This window comes from Bordetella genomosp. 7, assembly GCF_002261415.1.
In the GTDB taxonomy this organism is placed as follows: Bacteria; Pseudomonadota; Gammaproteobacteria; order Burkholderiales; family Burkholderiaceae_B; genus Bordetella_A.
Map to the genome: position 1 here is coordinate 113,915 of NZ_NEVI01000020.1, position 17,590 is coordinate 131,504.

At 64.7% G+C, this 17,590-nt stretch carries 14 protein-coding genes; 13 read left to right on the forward strand and 1 reads right to left on the reverse strand.

Going from position 1 to position 17,590, the window contains the following annotated elements:
• Positions 1 to 185: 185 nt before the first annotated feature.
• From CAL18_RS16500 to CAL18_RS16530, 7 genes are read left to right on the forward strand one after another with little or no spacing between them, the layout of a single operon-like run.
• Positions 186 to 1,163: a Bug family tripartite tricarboxylate transporter substrate binding protein gene (locus CAL18_RS16500; RefSeq protein WP_026639786.1), complete on the forward strand. Its 978-nt coding sequence runs from the start codon at positions 186 to 188 to the stop codon at positions 1,161 to 1,163.
• 55 nt (positions 1,164 to 1,218) lie between these two features.
• Positions 1,219 to 3,666: a CaiB/BaiF CoA transferase family protein gene (locus tag CAL18_RS19900; RefSeq protein ID WP_249278427.1), complete on the forward strand. Its 2,448-nt coding sequence runs from the start codon at positions 1,219 to 1,221 to the stop codon at positions 3,664 to 3,666.
• Positions 3,667 to 3,696: 30 nt separating this feature from the next.
• The gene (locus tag CAL18_RS16510) at positions 3,697 to 4,473 is read left to right on the forward strand and encodes an enoyl-CoA hydratase/isomerase family protein (protein WP_026639785.1); all 777 of its coding nucleotides are present in this window, start codon (positions 3,697 to 3,699) and stop codon (positions 4,471 to 4,473) included.
• A gap of 52 nt (positions 4,474 to 4,525) precedes the next feature.
• Positions 4,526 to 5,713, forward strand: coding sequence for an acyl-CoA dehydrogenase family protein (locus CAL18_RS16515; protein WP_026639784.1), 1,188 nt, complete (start codon positions 4,526 to 4,528; stop codon positions 5,711 to 5,713).
• Between the two features lie 21 nt (positions 5,714 to 5,734).
• Positions 5,735 to 6,934, forward strand: a complete 1,200-nt coding sequence (locus tag CAL18_RS16520; protein WP_094818354.1) for an iron-containing alcohol dehydrogenase family protein — start codon at positions 5,735 to 5,737, stop codon at positions 6,932 to 6,934.
• 58 nt (positions 6,935 to 6,992) lie between these two features.
• Positions 6,993 to 8,381, forward strand: a complete 1,389-nt coding sequence (locus tag CAL18_RS16525; protein ID WP_094818355.1) for an MmgE/PrpD family protein — start codon at positions 6,993 to 6,995, stop codon at positions 8,379 to 8,381.
• Between the two features lie 54 nt (positions 8,382 to 8,435).
• Positions 8,436 to 9,578 carry a 2-methylaconitate cis-trans isomerase PrpF family protein gene (locus CAL18_RS16530; protein ID WP_094818356.1) on the forward strand — a complete coding sequence of 381 codons (1,143 nt, stop codon included), beginning with the start codon at positions 8,436 to 8,438 and terminating at the stop codon, positions 9,576 to 9,578.
• Positions 9,579 to 9,610: 32 nt separating this feature from the next.
• Here the strand turns inward: CAL18_RS16530 and CAL18_RS16535 are convergent, their stop codons facing one another.
• The gene (locus CAL18_RS16535) at positions 9,611 to 10,417 is read right to left on the reverse strand and encodes an IclR family transcriptional regulator (RefSeq protein WP_026639782.1); all 807 of its coding nucleotides are present in this window, start codon (positions 10,415 to 10,417) and stop codon (positions 9,611 to 9,613) included.
• A gap of 99 nt (positions 10,418 to 10,516) precedes the next feature.
• On the opposite strand from CAL18_RS16535, the gene CAL18_RS16540 reads away from it, so the two are divergent.
• The 6 genes from CAL18_RS16540 to CAL18_RS16565 all read left to right on the forward strand — a co-directional run bounded on the left by CAL18_RS16540 (position 10,517) and on the right by CAL18_RS16565 (position 17,582).
• On the forward strand, positions 10,517 to 11,698 hold the full coding sequence (locus CAL18_RS16540; RefSeq protein WP_249278428.1) for a thiolase family protein: 1,182 nt from the start codon (positions 10,517 to 10,519) through the stop codon (positions 11,696 to 11,698).
• A 20-nt stretch (positions 11,699 to 11,718) separates the two neighbouring features.
• A complete protein-coding gene (locus CAL18_RS16545) occupies positions 11,719 to 12,111 on the forward strand; it encodes a Zn-ribbon domain-containing OB-fold protein (RefSeq protein ID WP_038852355.1) in 393 nt (130 codons plus the stop codon).
• A 179-nt stretch (positions 12,112 to 12,290) separates the two neighbouring features.
• Positions 12,291 to 13,238, forward strand: a complete 948-nt coding sequence (locus CAL18_RS16550) for a 3-hydroxyacyl-CoA dehydrogenase family protein (protein ID WP_094818358.1) — start codon at positions 12,291 to 12,293, stop codon at positions 13,236 to 13,238.
• An 85-nt stretch (positions 13,239 to 13,323) separates the two neighbouring features.
• Positions 13,324 to 14,646 (forward strand): ABC transporter substrate-binding protein, encoded by a 1,323-nt coding sequence (locus CAL18_RS16555; RefSeq protein ID WP_094818359.1) that lies wholly within the window; start codon positions 13,324 to 13,326, stop codon positions 14,644 to 14,646.
• Positions 14,647 to 14,790: 144 nt separating this feature from the next.
• The gene (locus CAL18_RS16560; RefSeq protein ID WP_094818360.1) at positions 14,791 to 16,500 is read left to right on the forward strand and encodes an ABC transporter permease; all 1,710 of its coding nucleotides are present in this window, start codon (positions 14,791 to 14,793) and stop codon (positions 16,498 to 16,500) included.
• The gene (locus tag CAL18_RS16565; protein ID WP_026639776.1) at positions 16,497 to 17,582 is read left to right on the forward strand and encodes an ABC transporter ATP-binding protein; all 1,086 of its coding nucleotides are present in this window, start codon (positions 16,497 to 16,499) and stop codon (positions 17,580 to 17,582) included. Before CAL18_RS16560 ends, CAL18_RS16565 begins: the two co-directional genes overlap by 4 nt.
• Positions 17,583 to 17,590: the final 8 nt, after the last annotated feature.

Consider the following 17,590-nt stretch of genomic DNA (forward strand, 5'->3'; position numbering starts at 1 on the left):
GGCACCGGCGATTTGTTTTCTGGCTGCCGCCTTAAAGTCCACATTTCGATCTTTTAATTTTGTTGTCGGCCCTCTTTCGCCCCATATCTGGAGCCAATCTCACACTGCGGACTATTTTTCATTGCCTCGGGTAGCGGGTACTGCATACGATTCGCCTGAATCGATCGATACACACAGGAGACAACATGCGATCCCCTACCTTCGTCCGTAAATTGCTGCTTGCGTCAACGATGGCCCTGGCTGCCTGCGGCGTCAGTGTCGCCAGCGACTTCCCCACCGGGCCCATGAAGCTGGTGGTGCCCTATGCCGCCGGCGCCAGCACCGACACGCTCGCCCGCCTGGTGGGCCAGTCGGTGGCCGAAGACCTGAAGCAGTCGGTCATCGTGGAAAACCGCGCAGGGGCAGGCGGCACCATCGCATCGGACTATGTCAAACGCCAGAAGCCCGACGGCTACACCTGGATGTTGACCACCGACGGCATGCTTTCGGTAAACCCGTCGATCTACAAGACGCTGAACTACGACTCGCTGCAGGACTTCTCGCCGCTGTCCATCGCGGTCGCCGCGCCGCTGGTGCTGGCCGTAACCGTGAACTCGCCTTTCCAGACCATGGACGCTGTCATCGAGCACGCAAAGGCCCACCCGAGCGAACTCACGTACGGTTCCGCCGGCGTGGGCAGTTCGCAGCACATGGCGGGCGAACTGATGAAGCAGATGGCCGGCGTGCAGATCACCCACGTGCCCTACCGTGGCGGCGCGCCCGCCATGGCCGACCTGCTGGGCGGCCACATCGACATGATGTTCGTGCAGAGCGCGTCGGCGAAAGACCTCGCCGACCAGGGCAAGCTGCGTCTGCTGGCCATCGGCAGCCCGGCCCGCAGCCCCGCCCTGCCCGAACTGCGCACCTTCGAAGAAGTGGGCCTGAAAGGCTATGACTCGGACACCTGGTACGGCTTCAACATGCCGGCCAATGCCGACCCGGCCGTCGTAAAGACCCTGAACACGTCCATCGTGAAAGCGCTGCAGGCGCATCGTGCGGAACTGGAACGCCAGGGCTACACCGTGATCGCCAGCACGCCAGACGAAATGCGCGCCAGTATCGAAAAGAACATCGTCAAGTGGCGCGACCTGGCCAAGCAGGCGGGCATCTACCAGATGCAATAGCACCGGCCCACGCCGCGCCCATTCCTTGCAATTCGAGTATCAACCGGCAGTACAGATGCAAAAATCCACGAACGCCCCGGCCCGCGCCCTGGAGGGAATTACCGTCATAGACCTTGCCGGACCACTGGGCAACTATTGCGGCAAGCTCTACGCAGACATGGGCGCCGACGTCATACTGGTAGAGCCTCCGGGTGGCGCCGCCACCCGGCACCTCGGACCGTACATCCAGGGAGACGCCAGCCTCGAGGCCAGCCTCCGGTTCCAGTACGAAAACACCAACAAGCGCAGCATCGTGCTGGACCTGGACCAGGCGTCGGATCGCGAGACGTTCCTGCAACTGGCGCGTCGCGCGCACATTGTGATCGAGAGCGATGCGCCAGGGGTAATGCAACGACGCGGCCTCGGTTACGAGGCGCTGCGCGAGGCCAATCCGGCGATCGTGCTGACCAGTATCACGCCATTCGGCCAGGAAGGCCCTTATGCCGATTGGCTGGCCACCGACCTGACGGCCATGGCGATGGGCGGCATGATGTACCTGGCCGGCTATCCGGACACCGCCCCCATGGTGGCCTGCGGCGAACAGGCGGTAGCTGCTGCCAACCTGTTCGCCGCGGTCGCCAGCCTGGCCGCCTGCTACGCGGCGGAGGCATCCGGCCAGGGTCAGCACGTTGACGTTTCGATGCAGGAATGCGTAGTCATGGGGCTCGAGAACGCCGTGCAGTTCTACGACCTTGAAGGCACGATACGCAAGCGCAACGCCGGCACGCAGCGCCTGGCCGGCACCGGTGCGTTCCCTTGCCGGGACGGCTATGTCTATCTGATGGCCGGCGGCATCGGCAGCAATCGTTTCTGGGGCATCACCACCGAATGGCTGATCAGCGAAGGGCTGCAAGGGGCCATGCAGTTCAGGGAACCCTGCTGGAGCGACCAGGCGTTCCTCGCGACCGACGAGGCCAAACACCGCTTCCATGAAGTATTCGCGCCTTTCGCGCTGAAATACACCAAGGCAGAACTGCAGGCCAAGGGCCGCCAGCAACGCATACCCATCGCCCCCATCTGCGATGCGGACGACATTGCGCGCGACCCACAGCGCGAACACCGCGGCTACTTTGTGGAAGTGACGCAACCCGGCGGCACGGTGCTGCGCATGCCGGGCGCTCCCTACCGCATGGGCGCCACGCCATGGCGCCTGGAACGCGGGGCGCCCAGGCTGGACCAGCATGGCGCGGAGATCAGGACCGCACTGTCCGCCAAAGAACAGCCCGCTCGCATAGCGCGGGGAACTGCTGCAGGCGGCAAGCGGCTGTTGGCCGGGCTGCGGGTCATCGACTTTTCGTGGATCGGCGCGGGCTCGTATACCACCAAGATCCTGGCCGATCTGGGCGCTGAAGTGATCAAGATCGAAAGCTCGCAGCGAATGGATACACTGCGCGTGACCAAGCCGTTCAAGGATGGCGTGGCCGGCGTGAATCGCAGCGGATACTTTGCCGACCGAAATTCCAGCAAGCGCAGCGCCACGATCAACGTCAAGGATGAGCGCGGCCTGCGCCTGGTGAAGCGACTGATCGCCGACGCACACCTGGTATCGAACAACTTCACGCCGGGGGTAATGGACAAGCTGGGCCTGGGCTATGACGTCCTGCGCGAACTACGACCCGGCCTGGTATTCGCATCGATGTCGATGCAGGGCGCGAGCGGCCCCGCGGCCAAAGATCTAGGCTACGGCCTTACCATCGCCGCACTTACCGGTTTCATGCATCTTACGGGCCTGCCTGACCGCGAGCCCGCAGGAACAGGCACGAACTACCCCGACCATATTCCCAATCCCGGGCACGCGGCATTCGCCATCCTGGCGGCGCTGCGCCACCAGCGTCGTTCGGGCCAAGGGCAACTGATAGACCTGGCCCAGATGGAACCTACGCTGGCGATGCTGGGGCCCACTCTGATGAACTATTTCGTTAATGGCATCATAGAGCAACGGGCCGGCAACACGCATCCGGAGCGCGCGCCGCATGGAGTGTACCGGTGCGCCGGCGACGACCGATGGATCGCGATCGCGGTATGCACCGACGAACAATGGCAGGCACTGGCCGCGACGCTGGCCCTGGATGACAAGGCAGAGTGGACCAGCCAGGCCGGCCGGCTGGCCGACCGCGCAACCATCGACGCAGCCATCAGTCTGGCCACCGCACAGCGCGATTCCCTTGAACTGGCGCGCGCGCTACAGGCAGCGAAAGTGCCTTGCGGCCCGGTGCAGGATGCGCGCGACGTGCTCGACCACGATCCGCAGCTCGCGGCGCGCGGCCACTGGGTCACCCTGGATCACCCCGAAATGGGGCCCAGCACCTACAACAGTGCGCCGTATCGCTACTCGCACGCCGAATCCGCGCCTTCTTCACCCGCGCCGTTACTGGGCCAGCACACGCGCGAGGTGTGCAGCGATCTGCTGGGCCTGGACGACGACGAAATCAACCAACTCGAGCAAGACGGCGTCCTGTCGTGACCCGCCGTACAACCTGCCAGGGAGCCCATCATGCCGCTGCTGTTTGAAGTGCAAGACTATATCGCCACCATTACGCTGAACCGCCCGGAAGCGATGAACAGCATCGACCCGGAGACCCGCGCCGAGCTGCACGATGCCTGGCAACGCATCAAGCAGGACGATGACATCCGGGTCGCCATCCTGACCGGGGCCGGAGAAAAGGCGTTCTGTACAGGCTCTGACCTGAAAAAGACGATGCCTCCGAAGGAGAGCTTTGCCGAGCTGACCTTCGGCCGGTCGGAATCGGATCATCTGCTTGCCGGGCTTGATACCGATAAACCGCTGATCTGCGCCGTAAACGGCTATGCCATGGGCGGCGGCATGGAACTCGCCCTGGCCTGCGACATCCGCATCGCATCCGACAATGCCGTGTTCGCTTTGTCCGAAGTACGCATCGGCAGCATTCCCGGCGCGGGGGGCACGCAGCGCCTGCCGCGTGCCATCGGCGCTTCCAATGCCCTGCTCATGCTGCTGACCGGCGATCGCATCGATGCCCAGGAGGCGTTGCGCACCGGCCTGGTCAGCAAGGTAGTCAGCCAAGGCCAACTGCTGGCCTCGGCCCGCCAGATCGCCGAACGCATCGCCGGCAACGCGCCGCTGTCGGTGCGCGCCATCAAACGGCTGGTGTACAGCGGCATGGACATGCCTCTGCCGGCCGCCATCGACACCGAACGCTATGTGTTCGGGGTGCTGCGCGACACCGAAGACCGCATCGAAGGCCGCAAGGCGTTCCAGGAAAAACGCAGCCCCGTCTACCGCGGCCGCTGATCGCCCGTCAACACAACGCTGCTCGCCCCGGCGCTGCAGTACAGGAAGCCACATGGATTTCGAACTACCCGAGTCGTCGCGCATGGTGCGCGACACCGTCGCACGCTTTGTCCAGCAAGAGCTGGTGGGGCTGGAGCCGCTCATCATCCGGCGCGAGGCCGAACGCGGTTACGAAGACACGCCGCTCATTCCGCCTGACGTCGAGGCGCAGCTGCAGCAGAAGGCGCGTGATATTGGCCTGTGGGGCATCGATGTGCCCGAAGAGTTCGGCGGGCAGGACCTCGGCATGCTCAATAAGTGCCTGGTCGTCGAACAACTCAAGCACAGCATTGTTCCTTTTGTGTTGCCGCCGGAAAGCCCCAATCTGTTTCTGCTGAAAGAACTGTGCAAGGGCAGCCAGGTCGACCGCTACCTGTTGCCCTACTCGCGTGGCGAAAAAAAGAGCTGCCTGGCGCTATCGGAACCGGGCGCCGGCTCGGATGCAGCCGCCATCAAGACCCGGGCCGAGCGCAAGAACGGCAAGTGGGTGCTCAATGGCACCAAACTGTGGATCAGCAATGCCAGGCGCTCGGATTTCATGATCGTCATGGCGGTGACCGATCCCTCGGCCGACAAGCGTTCGGCCTATACGGCCTTTCTGGTCGACAAGGGCACCCCGGGCCTGACGATTCCCACCTCTTTCCCCATGATCGGCGAATACCATCCGTACGAGGTGGTGCTGGACAACGTGGAACTGGACGACGACCAGGTGCTGGGCGAAGTGGGCGGCGGCTTTGCGCCGATCTCCAAGCGCCTGGGCGTGCGCCGCCTGGAAATCGCATCGCGCTGCCTGGGCCTGGCCACGCGCTGCCTGACGATGATGATCGAGCAGGCCAATACCCGCAAAACCTTCGGCGCTCCCCTGGCCGATCGCCAGGCAGTCCAATGGTGGATCGCCGACAGTTACCAGGAAATCGAAATGCTGCGCTGGGTGGTCTATCAGATGGCGTGGAAGATGGACAACGGGCGCAGCGACGTGCGCCTGGACGGATCCATGGTCAAGCTGCAGGGCACCGAAATGATCGCACGTGTCGTCGATCGCGCCATCCAGCTGTTCGGGGGCATGGGCGTGTCGAAGGAGATGCCGCTGGAATACATCTCGCGCATGTGCCGCGTCATGCGTATTGTCGAAGGCCCCAGCGAAGTCCACCGCTGGGTCATCGCGCGCGATCTGCTCAAGAACGGCCTGCCCGCCGTCTGAAGCGCGACAGCAGAGGCGCCCATGAGACCCTTCAGCTCCGTTACACCGTCGGTGCGCATCCATGCCGGCCCGCAGGCCCTGGAGCGCCTGCCCCGCGAACTGGACCGCCTGAATCTTCGCCGCGCCTTTGTGCTGTGCGGCCGCAGCGTGGCCACACGCACGCCGCTGCTACGGCGGGTACAGGCCCTGGCCGGGCAGCGCTATGCGGGCGCCTACACCCTGCTTGGCAAGGACGCGCCGCTGGACGACGTCTTGGAAGCCACTGCGCAAGCCCGCGCCGCCGGCGCCGATGCGCTGATTGCCATCGGCGCGGGCAGCGTGCTGAAAGCGGCCCGTGTGGTAGCAATATTTCTGGCCGAATCAGGCGACCCCGCCAGCCTGGCGACACAGTATCCGCCAGACGGCCCCCCGGTCAGCCCCAGGCTGCGCGCGCCCAAAGCGCCGATTTTCAACGTGCTGACGGCGGCCACTTCGTCGCAACACCGCGGCGGGGCGGCCCTGAAGAACCCCGCAGGCGGCCCGCGCCTGGAGTACTTCGACCCCAAGACTCGGCCCGTCGCCATATTCTGGGACGCCGACGCACTGTTGACCGCACCGACTTCGCTCGCTCGATCCACCGGATTAGGCGTGTTCTGGCGCGCCCTGATGAACGTCGGCGCGGTGCGCGAGGCCAACCCGCTGGTGCAGGCGTCACGCCTGCACGCGTTGACCCTGTCGCTGGCGGCACTGCCCCGGATGGCGGATCCCCATGACGTCGACGCGCGCATAGATATGTGTGCGGCGGCGATGCTGCAGAATCGCGACGAAGACGACGGCGGACGCCCCATGGATGCGCACTGGGTCGCGCGCGCCGTGTATGCGCTGGGGGCTGCGCTGTTCAACCAGGCTGCGCAGCTCGACCAGGGAACCACGCATGCCCTGCTCACCGGCCCCGCCATCCGCTACTTTGGCGAACTGTGTCCGGACGCGGTACGCGACATGGCACGAGCCCTGTCGATTCCGGACGCAGCCACTTCAGGCGACATGGCCGCCATCGGCGATGCGGTCGGACAATGGTTCGCTCAATGGGGGATACCGATGCGGCTGCGCGACTTCGACATATCGAAAGACCTCCTGGCGTCGGCCACCCAGCACGCCATGCAGAACTTCAATGCCGACCGCAATCGCGAGCTGTCCCGGCACCGCGGGCGGCTGGAGGCGGTGCTGGCGCACGCCTGGTGAGCTCGCCATGCATCGCCGCCGGATATCGTGACCTGCCCTAGACCTACGGGAAACATCCATGAGCCAGCAGTCATCCATTCTGGATACCGCCTCGATGCGCATCGCGCGCTTTGCTACTGACTTCGACCCGTCCGACCTGCCGCAGGCGGCATACCGCAGCGTGGGACGCGCCGTTGTCGATACGGTGGGAATCGCGCTGGCGGCCGCCGATGATGGCGCGTGCGCCATTGCATTGAACCTTGCACGCGCCGAAGGCGCCTCCGCTGCGGCGCGCATTTGGACCCACGCCGACTCGGCTTCGTTGACCAGCGCGGCCTTCTACAACGGCCTGGCCGCGCACGTGCTCGACTTTGATGACGTCAATTCGCCCTTGCGCGGACACCCCAGCGTGGTGATGCTTCCCGCGCTGCTGGCGTTGGCGCAGCATCGCGATATTGCCGGCCGACGGCTCGCGTCGGCCTACGCGGTGGGCCTTGAAGTCATGGTGAAGATTGCGCGAGCCATGGTGTCGGACCATTATGCAAAAGGCTGGCACGCCACCACCACCATCGGCGTGCTGGGGGCGGCCACGGCCTGCAGCCACCTGCTGGGGCTGTCTGCGGGCCAGACGGCCAACGCCATCGGGCTGGCCTTCGCGCAAAGCTCGGGGAGCCGGGCCAACTTCGGCACCATGGCCAAGCCGTTCCAGGCCGGGCATTGCAATGCCTCGGCCCTGCGCGCGGCATTGCTGGCAGAAGCCGGCATGGACGCGGCACCCGATGCCCTGGACGGCCCCCAGGGTTTCACCACGCTGTATGGCAACCGCGAAAGCCTGGATGCGGAGCTGGCCAGCCTCGGCCAGGCGCCGCTGGAACTGCTGGCCAGCGGATTGGAAATCAAGAAATACCCGATGTGCTACGCGGCCCTCCGGTCGATAGACGGCTTGCTGGACCTGCGCCGCGAACATGGATTGCAGGCCGAGCAGGTGGTGGCTATTCATGTGGAATCGAACCGGCGCGCCATGGTGCCCTTGATCCACCCGCGCCCGCAAACCGGATTGGAAGCGAAGTTCAGCATGCCGTATGCCATGGCGGCCGCCGCGCTGGACGGCCACGTGCGCCTTGCCAGTTTCACCGACCAGGCGGTACAGCGGCCGGCCGTGCGCGCCTTGATGCAACGAGTGACCACCGAAGAAGCCGACGGGCCGGTAACCCCGCGCTGGAATATCGTGACGGTCACGCTCCACGACGGGACGAAGCTGCGCAAGGAAATCCGCACGTTGCGCGGTTCACACGACTGCCCGTTGTCGGACGACGAACTGGCAGACAAGTGGGACGATTGCCTGGCGTTTGGCGGCTATCGGGATCGCGGCAGGCAGTTCTTTGACGCCGCCCTGGATATCGCATCGGCTTCGATTCCGGAACTGCTCAAGCGCATGCCCCAGCGCGCCGTGGCCTCATCAGGATAAAGCACTGGCCGGCGCAACTCGCCACGCGACCTCATTCAAGGGGGAAATTTACCAATGTCCCAGACGCCCGGAGTTCCTTTTCATCTGCTGCGCGGCGGTACGAGCAAAGGCGTGTTCTTCGACCGCGCCGCCGTGCCTTCGGACCGCGACGAACTCGCGGCATTCCTGCTCAACGTGTTTGGCAGCCCCGACCCACGACAGATCGACGGCCTGGGCGGCGGCGACAAGTTGACCAGCAAAGCAGCTGTGCTGGGGCCCCCTACCCATCCGCACGCCGACGTGGATTACCTGTTCGCCCAGGTCGGGATCCGCCACGCGGAAGTCGACTACAAACTCAACTGCGGCAATCTATCCGCGGCGGTGGCTGCCCACGCCATCGAACAAGGCTACGTGCCTGCCACCGAAGGGCAGACCGCCGTGCGCATCCATAACCTGAACACGCGCCGCGTCATCCACGCACGCGTGCCGGTTCGCGACGGCAAGGTGGTATACACGGGCGATCTGGCCATCGACGGCGTACCCGGCACGGGCGCCCCTATCGAACTGGATTTCCGCGAGGCCACCGGGTCTATTACCGGCACGCTGCTTCCGCTGGGCGACGTGCGAAACCGGATGGAAATCGCCGACGTGGGGCCTGTGGACGTCACCGTCATCGATGGCGCGAACCTGGTGGTGATCGTTGCAGCGCACGACCTTGGCATGCTGGGTATCGAATCGCCGCAGCAGATCGACAATGATGCGGCGCTGGTAACCAGGATGCAGGCCATACGTGCCCAGGTGGCCGAACACCTGGGGCTGGGCGATTACTGGCGCAGCCGCGCCGCGCCATCGAACCCCATGTTGGTCGCCGTGCAGGCGCCACGGTCATATGCAGCGCTCAACGGCGAGACCGTACATGCCGATACGCTGGACCTGGTCTGCCGCCAATACTCCACGGGCGCAACCAGCAAGGCGCTGGCGGCCACAGTGACGGCAACCATCGGCATGGCCTGCCGGATTCCGGGTTCGATTGCCGCGCGCCATCTACGTCCGGGCGGCGGTACATCTGAACCACTGCGTATCGGCCACCCCGCCGGCCGCATCATGGTGCGCGCGCGTGTGCGCGCCAACGCGGCCCTGCAGGTAGAGCAGGCGGCCATCTATCGCACCGCCCGCACCATCGCCAGGGGCGAAGTGATGCCGCGCGAGACGGCATAAGGCCGGTGCGCAGCAGGCGCGCCGCTACGGTGTCAGTCGTCGGTGGCGTGTATGCGCAGCTTCTCTTCAATGGCGTGCACCGCCGACTGAAGATTCTTGACTTTGTCGGCCAGCGCCGGGCCTTTCAGGCGGCTGCTCAACGCCGAAATACTGACCGCGCCGATAGGGCGGCCATGCGGGTCGAGAATGGGCACCGCGATGGACCGCACGGACTCGACCTCGAGCACTTCGTTTTCCAGGTAGCCCTGCTCGCGGGCGCGCGCAATGCGCTGGCGCAGGTCGTCCCAGCTGAAACGGGGATAGCCGCGCTCGGTGCGTTCTTTGTTGGCCAGGCATATACGCTGGATTTCGTCGTCGGGCAGCGCCGACAGCAGTGCAGTTGCTCCCGCCCCAACATTCAGCGGCCGCCGCCTGCCCACGTCCAGTACGAATACCTTGATGGGAAACGCGCCCTCGGCTCTGGCGATGCACACGCCATCCAACCCGGAGCGCACGGTGAGAAACACGGTATCGCCGGTGGCGTCCGCCACCTGCCGCAAGTACGGCACACAGGTATCGCGCAAGTCGTAGGTGTAGGGCGCCGCCGCGGCGACACCCATTTCGTAAGTCAACGAGCCCAGGAAATAGCGCTTGCTGCGATCGTCCTGCCTTACGAATCCTTCGGCCACAAGGGCTTGCAGCAAGCGGTGGGCGGTAGGCCGCGTCAGGTTGGCACTGTTATGCAGGTCGACCAGGCGCATGCCGGTGCGGTTGTAGGTGGTGATCAGCCGCAGCAGCGCGGCACACCGTTGAATCGCCTGGGTGCCTGTCCTGTCTTTGCGTGCATCGGTTGTAGCCATGACATATCACAATGTGGTCGTTTTGGCGCATTTTTACCAAGTTTCGGCCACTACAATACCGTGAATCCGGGGAATTAGTCCACTATGAGGGAGTTTGCTGTGAGCGGATCTACAGAAGAGCGCTACAAGCGCACATCGGGAATCGCGGCGGTCGCGGGAGTCGGCCATACCGACTGGGCCGAAGACTACCGCCGAGTCCGCAACGGCGAGAAGCCGTTCGATTCCTACGGATACGCCGCGCTGGCATTCAGCCGCGCGTTGGAGGATGCAGGCATCAGCCGCTCCGATGTAGACGGCCTGATCGTCGGCCCCACCACCGCCTACGAGCGCATGGGCGAAATACTGAATATCGACCCGCGGTGGGGCGGGCAGGCCGACGCCGTCCAGGCGGTGTTTCAGGCCGTGCTGGCCATTCACTCGGGTATGGCCGAGGTGGTGGCGCTGGTGTACGGCAATGATCAGCGCTCGGCCGCGGTGCAGTATGGGGGGCCCGAAGCGATGGGGGGCGGCGCGTTCCTGTCATACGTGTATCACAGCCCCTGGGGCCTGACTTCGCAGGGCGCTCTGTATGCGCTGATGTTTCAGCGCTACAAAGAAATGTGGGGGGTCACCGACCACGACCTGGGCCAGGTGGCAGTGGGCCAGCGGCAATGGGCCAGCCTGAACCCGCACGCCATCATGCGCAAGCCGCTAACCATCGAAGACTACCTGGCGGCCAAGTACATCGCCGAGCCGCTGCGTCTGAATGACTATTGCCTGATCAACGACGGCGGCGTCGCGCTTATCATCATGGAAGCCGAGCGTGCGCGCAAAACCTGCCGCAACCCTGTGTTCATCAAGGGGTTGGGCCGCTCGGACCTGAATCATCAAGCGACCAGCCTGGGTCCGCGCCTGATCGACTTCTACCGCCCGGCCCAGATGCGCGCGGCCGAACAGGTCTACGGCGCGGCGGGCATAGGCCCCAATGACGTGGACGCGCTGCTGGTATACGACAGCTTCAGCCCGCACATCTTCTTTGCACTGGAAGGCTTCGGCTTCTGCGGCCAGGGCGAAGGCGCGCGCTTCATTGCCGAAAACGGCATAGGCGTGGGCGGCCGCCTGCCGGTCAACACGCACGGCGGACACTTGTCGGAATCGTATATGCAGGGCTGGAACCACCAGATCGAGGCCGTGCGCCAGCTGCGTGGCGGCCAGGGCGAACGCCAGGTGGCTGATTGCCAACACGTGCAGTACGTGTCGGACGTGGCAGGCAAGGCCATGTCGATCATCTACGGCAAATAATCACGGGGACGAACCACATCATGAGCAAGACACCACGCCTTTATTCGCCTTACGATGCGCCCCTGTGGGAAAGTATCCAAGAGGGCCAGATGAAGCTGCAGCGTTGCCGCAAGACCGGCGCCTTCTACTATCCGCCTGGCCCGGTCTGCCCGCAATCCCTGAGCTTCGATGTGGAATGGGCGCCGGTTTCCGGGCGCGGCACGATCCTGTCATGGACTGTGTTTCATCGCCAGTACCTGCCGGCCTATCCGGCGCCCCACCTGGTAGTGGCGGTGGCACTGGAAGAAGGCCCCATCATGATCGGCTACATGGACCACGCCAGCCTGCCCGACCTGAAGCTGGACAAGCCGGTGGCGATGGAATATGTGGAGCATCCCGACGGCTATCGCATTCCGAAGTTCACCCTGCAATGACTGCCTCTCGCGCAGCGAGCGTCCGCCCGCCCCCACGGGCGGGGACTCGCTGCGTTTTGTATTGGCATGCCGCTTTCGGGGCTGCCATTTGATGTCGGCACCGCCCCCCTTGCGCTATCCTGCTGCTTTTTGCATGGCCCGGTGCGCCGCCGCACCCTGGGCATATCAAGAGCAACATCATGAATCTACCCATCCAGAATGTGGCCGTCGTGGGCGCGGGCGCCATGGGCAGCGGCATTGCCGCGCTGTTTGCCGCCAGGGGGCTCGACGTCGTGCTGATCGACCCCGCACCCGGCGCGCTCGACCGCGCCGCCGCCATCATTGATCGGCAGTTGGGCGTGCTCGCGCCCGACACCGTCGATGCATCGCGCCGCCGCATCCGCATGGAAAGCGGCCTGGAAGCGGCGGCCCCATGCAGCCTGGTGATCGAAGCGGTTCCGGAAAAACTGGAACTCAAGCGCGACGTATTCGGCAGGCTGGACATCGCGTGCCGGCCGGATGCAATCTTCGCTACCAACACCTCGGGCCTGTCCATCAATGCCATCGCCCAGGCCGTGACGCGCCGCGACCGTTTCGTGGGCACCCATTTCTTTACGCCGGCCGACGTCATCCCGCTGGTAGAAGTGGTGCGCAACGACGAGACCAGCACAGCCACCGTCGACGCTGTCATGGCAGCCCTGCGCGCCGCGGGCAAGCGGCCGGTGCTGGTCAAGCGTGACATTCCGGGCTTTATCGCCAACCGCATCCAGCATGCGCTGGCGCGCGAGGCCATCTCGCTGCTGGAACACGGCGTCGCCAGCGCAGAAGACATCGACGAAGTGGTCAAGTGGAGCCTGGGCATCCGGCTGGCGCTGTCGGGCCCGCTGGAACAGCGCGACATGAACGGCATCGACGTGCATCACGCCATTGCCACCTATCTGTACCCCGATCTGGAAAACCGTACGACGCCTTCGCCCCTGCTAGCCCAAAAGGTCGCCAGCGGCCAGATCGGGGCCAAGGCGGGCCAGGGGTTCTATGAATGGCCGGCCGACAAGCGCGAACAGGTGCTGCGCGACAAGAGCGCGGCACTGGCCGAACTGGTGGCCTGGCTGAACGGCCGGCAGGCGGGCCAAGGCCCGCTCGATTAATAACCCGCATCAAAATTTGTGATTGGACGCGCGGCGGGCGGCTGGCTACCTTGGGCAGACATTCCAACCATAATGGAGACAAATCATGCCCATGATGCGCGCTGCCCTCGCGGGAGCCTTGCTGGCGGCCTGCGCGCCGGCCCTGGCCGGCACCGTCACGGTGATCACGTCGTTTCCCAAAGACTTGACCCAGGCGTATAAAACCGCCTTCGAAAAAACCCATCCCGGCATCACGCTGGAAATCCTGAACAAAAACACGGTGTCGGGCATCGCGTTCGTACGCGAAACGCCAGAGGGCCAGCGGCCCGAGGTGTTCTGGGCCAGCGCGCCCGACGCGTTCGAGGTACTAGGCCGCGAAAAACTGCTGAGCCCGGCCGCTGACATGGCCAACCCGCAGGTGCCGGACAAGATCGGCAGCTATCCCATCAACGACCCCGGAGGCATGTACCTGGGCCAGGCGCTGGCGGGCTACGGCATCATGTACAACACCCGCTACACCAAGGCGCACAAGCTGACGCCGCCGGCCGAATGGAAAGACCTGCTGGATCCGCAGTGGTTCGGCCACCTGGGCATGACGGCGCCTTCCCGCTCGGGCACGATGCACCTGACGGTCGAGACCATTCTGCAGGGCGAAGGCTGGGAAGATGGCTGGCGCACCCTGTTGCGCATGTCCGGCAACGCCAGGCAGATGACCGAGCGCTCGTTCGGCGTGCCCGATGGCGTCAACAACGGGCAGTTCGGCGCAGGCCCGGTCATCGATTTCTTCGGGCTGTCGAGCAAGTACTCCAAGTTCCCGGTGGAATTCGTCTATCCCACCGAAACCGCGGTGGTGCCCGCCAACATCGCACTCATCGCGGGCGCGAAGAATACCGAGGAAGGCAAGAAATTCGTGGCGTTCACCCTCAGTCAGGCGGGCCAGGAATTGCTGCTGGAGCCGAAGATTTCGCGCCTGCCGGTGCTGCCCTATAAAGATCTGGCCGGCAAGATTCCCGAAGGTTATCCCGACCCGGCCCAGATCGCGCAGCGCAGCAAGGTGCATTTCGATGCCGACCTTTCGCAAAAGCGCTATTACGTTGTGCAGGCCTTGTTCGACCAGACCATCACGTTCCGCCTGGCCGATCTGCAGGCGGCCAGCAAAGCCATCTACGATGCCGAGAAGACATTGGGCGACAAGGCCAAGTCCGGCAAGGCCGCCGAACTGCTCTCGCAGGCGCGCGCGCTTGCGTGGTCTCCACTGATCGACGCCAGGACCGCCGCAGACCCCGAGTTCCTGGCCGTGTTCCTGCGCGACAAGAAAGACGCTTCGACCAGCAAGCAGATCACGCAGCTCGAAGGCGAATGGAGCAGCAAGGCCCGCGCCAACTACGAACAGGCGGTGAAACTGGCTCGCGAGGCCGCGGCGTTGTAGCCCCGCCGGCCCATTGCCGGCCCCAACCCGGATGAAGCATGGCCGGCCCGCAGTTGCGCACGCCGCGGGCCGGCCGCCACACCCGCCTGCCCGCGCGCGGGCCCGCCCCTGCCGCGCCCGCGGCGCCACGACTGGAGTTTCTTGATGACGTTTGCGAACGGCCCGCGCCTGCCTGCCGGTCCGCTCTTGACAGCGCTATTGGTGCTGGCCTTCCTGGGACTGTTCCTGGCAGTCCCGGTGGGCACCGTGTTCTATAGCGCGTTCGTCAATGCCGACGGCAGTTTCACCCTGGGGCACTTCGGCGCCTTCTTCGGCCTGCCCCTTATGCAGGAAGCGTTTTTCAACAGCCTGTATGTCGCGGGCTGGTCGGCCTTGCTCGCTTCGCTGATCGCCATCCCGCTGGCGTACTTCACGGTGCGATTCGAGTTCCGCGGCGCGCTGATCATCCAGACACTGGGCGTGCTGCCGCTCATCATGCCGCCGTTTGTCGGCGCGGTGGCCATGCAGCTGATCTTCGGACGATCGGGCACGGTCAACCTGCTGCTGGACGAATGGTTCGGCTTCACCCTGCCCTTCATGGAAGGGCTCAACGGCGTGATTTTTGTCGAGTCCATCCACTACTTTCCGTTCATCCTCATGAACCTGGTGGTGGCGCTGCGCAACATCGACGGTTCCATGGAAGAGGCCGCCTTCAACCTGGGATCGCGCGGGTTCCGCCTGTTTCGCCGCATCATCTTTCCGCTGGCGCTGCCCGGCTATATTGCCGGCACGTCGCTGGTGTTCGTGAAGGTGTTCGACGATCTGGGCACACCGCTGGTGCTGGGCACCACCAACATGCTGGCGCCGCAAGCCTATCTGCGCATCACGCAGGTAGGGCTCGAAGACCCGCTGGGTTACGTGATCAGCGTCATCATGATCGGCTTTTCCATCCTGGCCCTGTGGCTGTCGGCGCGGGTCATGAAGGGCAAGGACTACTCCACCCTGCAGAAGGGCGGCAAGTCCATCCAGAAACGCCGGCTCAAGCCGGCGGAAAGCGTGCTGGCGTATGGATGGATCACGCTGGTGCTGCTGCTGGTGCTGTCCCCGCACATCGGCGTGCTGCTGCTGTCGCTGGCCACGGTGTGGAGCTACGCGCCCTTGCCCGACGGCTATACGCTGGAACACTATGCCGCGGTCTTCAGCGATTCGCACGGCATGATCACCAATACGCTGCTGTATTGCGGGCTGGCGGCGGGCATCGATGTGGTGCTTGGCACCGCCATCGCGTACCTGATGCTGCGCACGCGCCTGCCGGCGCGCCAATGGCTGGACTTCCTGGCTTCGGCCGCGCTGGCCATCCCCGGCCTGGTGCTGGCCATCGGCTTGCTGCGCACCTTCCGCGGCTGGGAAATCCCGCTGACCGGAACGCTGCTGACATCATCCTGGGTGTTGATCATGATCGCCTATTCGGTGCGCCGCCTGCCCTATGCATTGCGCTCGTGCGTGGCCGCGCTGCAGCAGATCAACGTGTCGCTCGAAGAAGCGGCGCAGTCGCTGGGCGCCGGCCGCCTGCGTACGATCCGCCGGGTGGTGGTGCCGCTGATGGCCGGGGGCATGCTGGCCGGCTTTGTCACCAGCTTCGTGACCGCTGCCGTGGAGCTGTCCGCCACCATCATGCTGGTCACGCGCGACAGCCAGGCTCCCATGAGCTACGGCATTTATCTGTACATGCAAAGCGCCGCCGGCCGCGGGCCCGGCGCGGCGCTTGGCGTGCTGGCCGTGGTTGCCGTCGGCATCGGAACGTACATCTCGCATTTGCTGGTCGAACGTGCATCCGCGCGCCAGCAGCCCGCGCGCAATGGGGAATCAGAATGAAGAAAGTCAGCGTCGAATGTCGCAATATCCGGCTTTCCTATGGAAAGACCGAAGTCCTGAAAGACATCAGCATCTACATAGAGCCCGGCGAATTCTTTGCACTGCTGGGCCCTTCCGGCTCGGGCAAGTCCACTCTGCTGCGGCTGATCGCCGGCTTTAACCAGCACAGCCATGGGCAGCTGCTGATCGACGGCAAAGACATCGGGGGCACGCCGCCATGGGGCCGCAACATTGGCATGGTGTTTCAAAACTACGCGCTGTGGCCCCACATGACCGTATGGGACAACGTTGCATTCGGCCTGGTAGAGCGCCGCCTGCCGCGCGCAGAGATCCGCCACAAAGTCGAGGCGGCGCTGGAACTCGTAGGCCTGGCGCAATACGCCAATCGCCGGCCCAACCAGCTGTCCGGCGGCCAGCAACAGCGCGTGGCCCTGGCGCGCACCATCGTCATCGAGCCGCAAGTGCTGCTGCTGGACGAGCCGCTGTCGAACCTGGACAAGAAGCTGCGCGTGCAGATGCGGCAGGACCTGCTCAGCCTGCAACGCCGCCTGGGCATCACCACGATATTCGTCACCCACGACCAGGAAGAGGCCATGACCACCGCCGACCGGATGGCGGTGCTGGACCACGGCGTCGTGCAGCAGGTCGGCTCGCCCACCACCCTGTTCGACTATCCGGTGAACCGGTTCGTGGCGAACTTCGTGGGGACGATGAACGTACTGGAAGGAACGGTGCGTGAACGCAGCCGCAACAGTCTCGTGCTGAAGGTGGCCGGCGTGGGCGACCTGCAGCTGCCGCTGGCCAGCGAGGCTCCCGAAAGCGACCGCCTGGCCGCCAGCTTCCGGCCCCATACGGTGCAGATCGACATGGCCGACGGGCTGGGCGACGCGCGCTACGTGTGGTTGCCGGGCGTGGTGGAAACCAGCGAGTTCCTGGGCGAGTTCACCCGCTACCAGGTGCAGGTGGGCGAACACCGGATCACGGCCGACCAGCCGCACCTGGCCGGGCTTTCGCCCTTTCCGGTCGGCGCCCCCGTATCGGTAGGGCTGGAGCCGTCGCAAATACGACTGCTGGCGGCATAATTGCCGCC

Excerpts from the sequence above, each read along its gene's own strand:
- CAL18_RS16560 (WP_094818360.1), top strand. The coding sequence starts at position 14,791 with ATGACGTTTGCGAACGGCCCGCGCCTGCCTGCCGGTCCGCTCTTGACA.
- CAL18_RS16565 (WP_026639776.1), top strand. The coding sequence starts at position 16,497 with ATGAAGAAAGTCAGCGTCGAATGTCGCAATATCCGGCTTTCCTATGGA.
- CAL18_RS16545 (WP_038852355.1), top strand. The coding sequence starts at position 11,719 with ATGAGCAAGACACCACGCCTTTATTCGCCTTACGATGCGCCCCTGTGG.
- CAL18_RS16555 (WP_094818359.1), top strand. The coding sequence starts at position 13,324 with ATGCCCATGATGCGCGCTGCCCTCGCGGGAGCCTTGCTGGCGGCCTGC.
- CAL18_RS16500 (WP_026639786.1), top strand. The coding sequence starts at position 186 with ATGCGATCCCCTACCTTCGTCCGTAAATTGCTGCTTGCGTCAACGATG.
- CAL18_RS16550 (WP_094818358.1), top strand. The coding sequence starts at position 12,291 with ATGAATCTACCCATCCAGAATGTGGCCGTCGTGGGCGCGGGCGCCATG.
- CAL18_RS16535 (WP_026639782.1), bottom strand. The coding sequence starts at position 10,417 with ATGGCTACAACCGATGCACGCAAAGACAGGACAGGCACCCAGGCGATT.
- CAL18_RS16515 (WP_026639784.1), top strand. The coding sequence starts at position 4,526 with ATGGATTTCGAACTACCCGAGTCGTCGCGCATGGTGCGCGACACCGTC.
- CAL18_RS16525 (WP_094818355.1), top strand. The coding sequence starts at position 6,993 with ATGAGCCAGCAGTCATCCATTCTGGATACCGCCTCGATGCGCATCGCG.
- CAL18_RS16520 (WP_094818354.1), top strand. The coding sequence starts at position 5,735 with ATGAGACCCTTCAGCTCCGTTACACCGTCGGTGCGCATCCATGCCGGC.
- CAL18_RS16530 (WP_094818356.1), top strand. The coding sequence starts at position 8,436 with ATGTCCCAGACGCCCGGAGTTCCTTTTCATCTGCTGCGCGGCGGTACG.
- CAL18_RS16510 (WP_026639785.1), top strand. The coding sequence starts at position 3,697 with ATGCCGCTGCTGTTTGAAGTGCAAGACTATATCGCCACCATTACGCTG.
- CAL18_RS19900 (WP_249278427.1), top strand. The coding sequence starts at position 1,219 with ATGCAAAAATCCACGAACGCCCCGGCCCGCGCCCTGGAGGGAATTACC.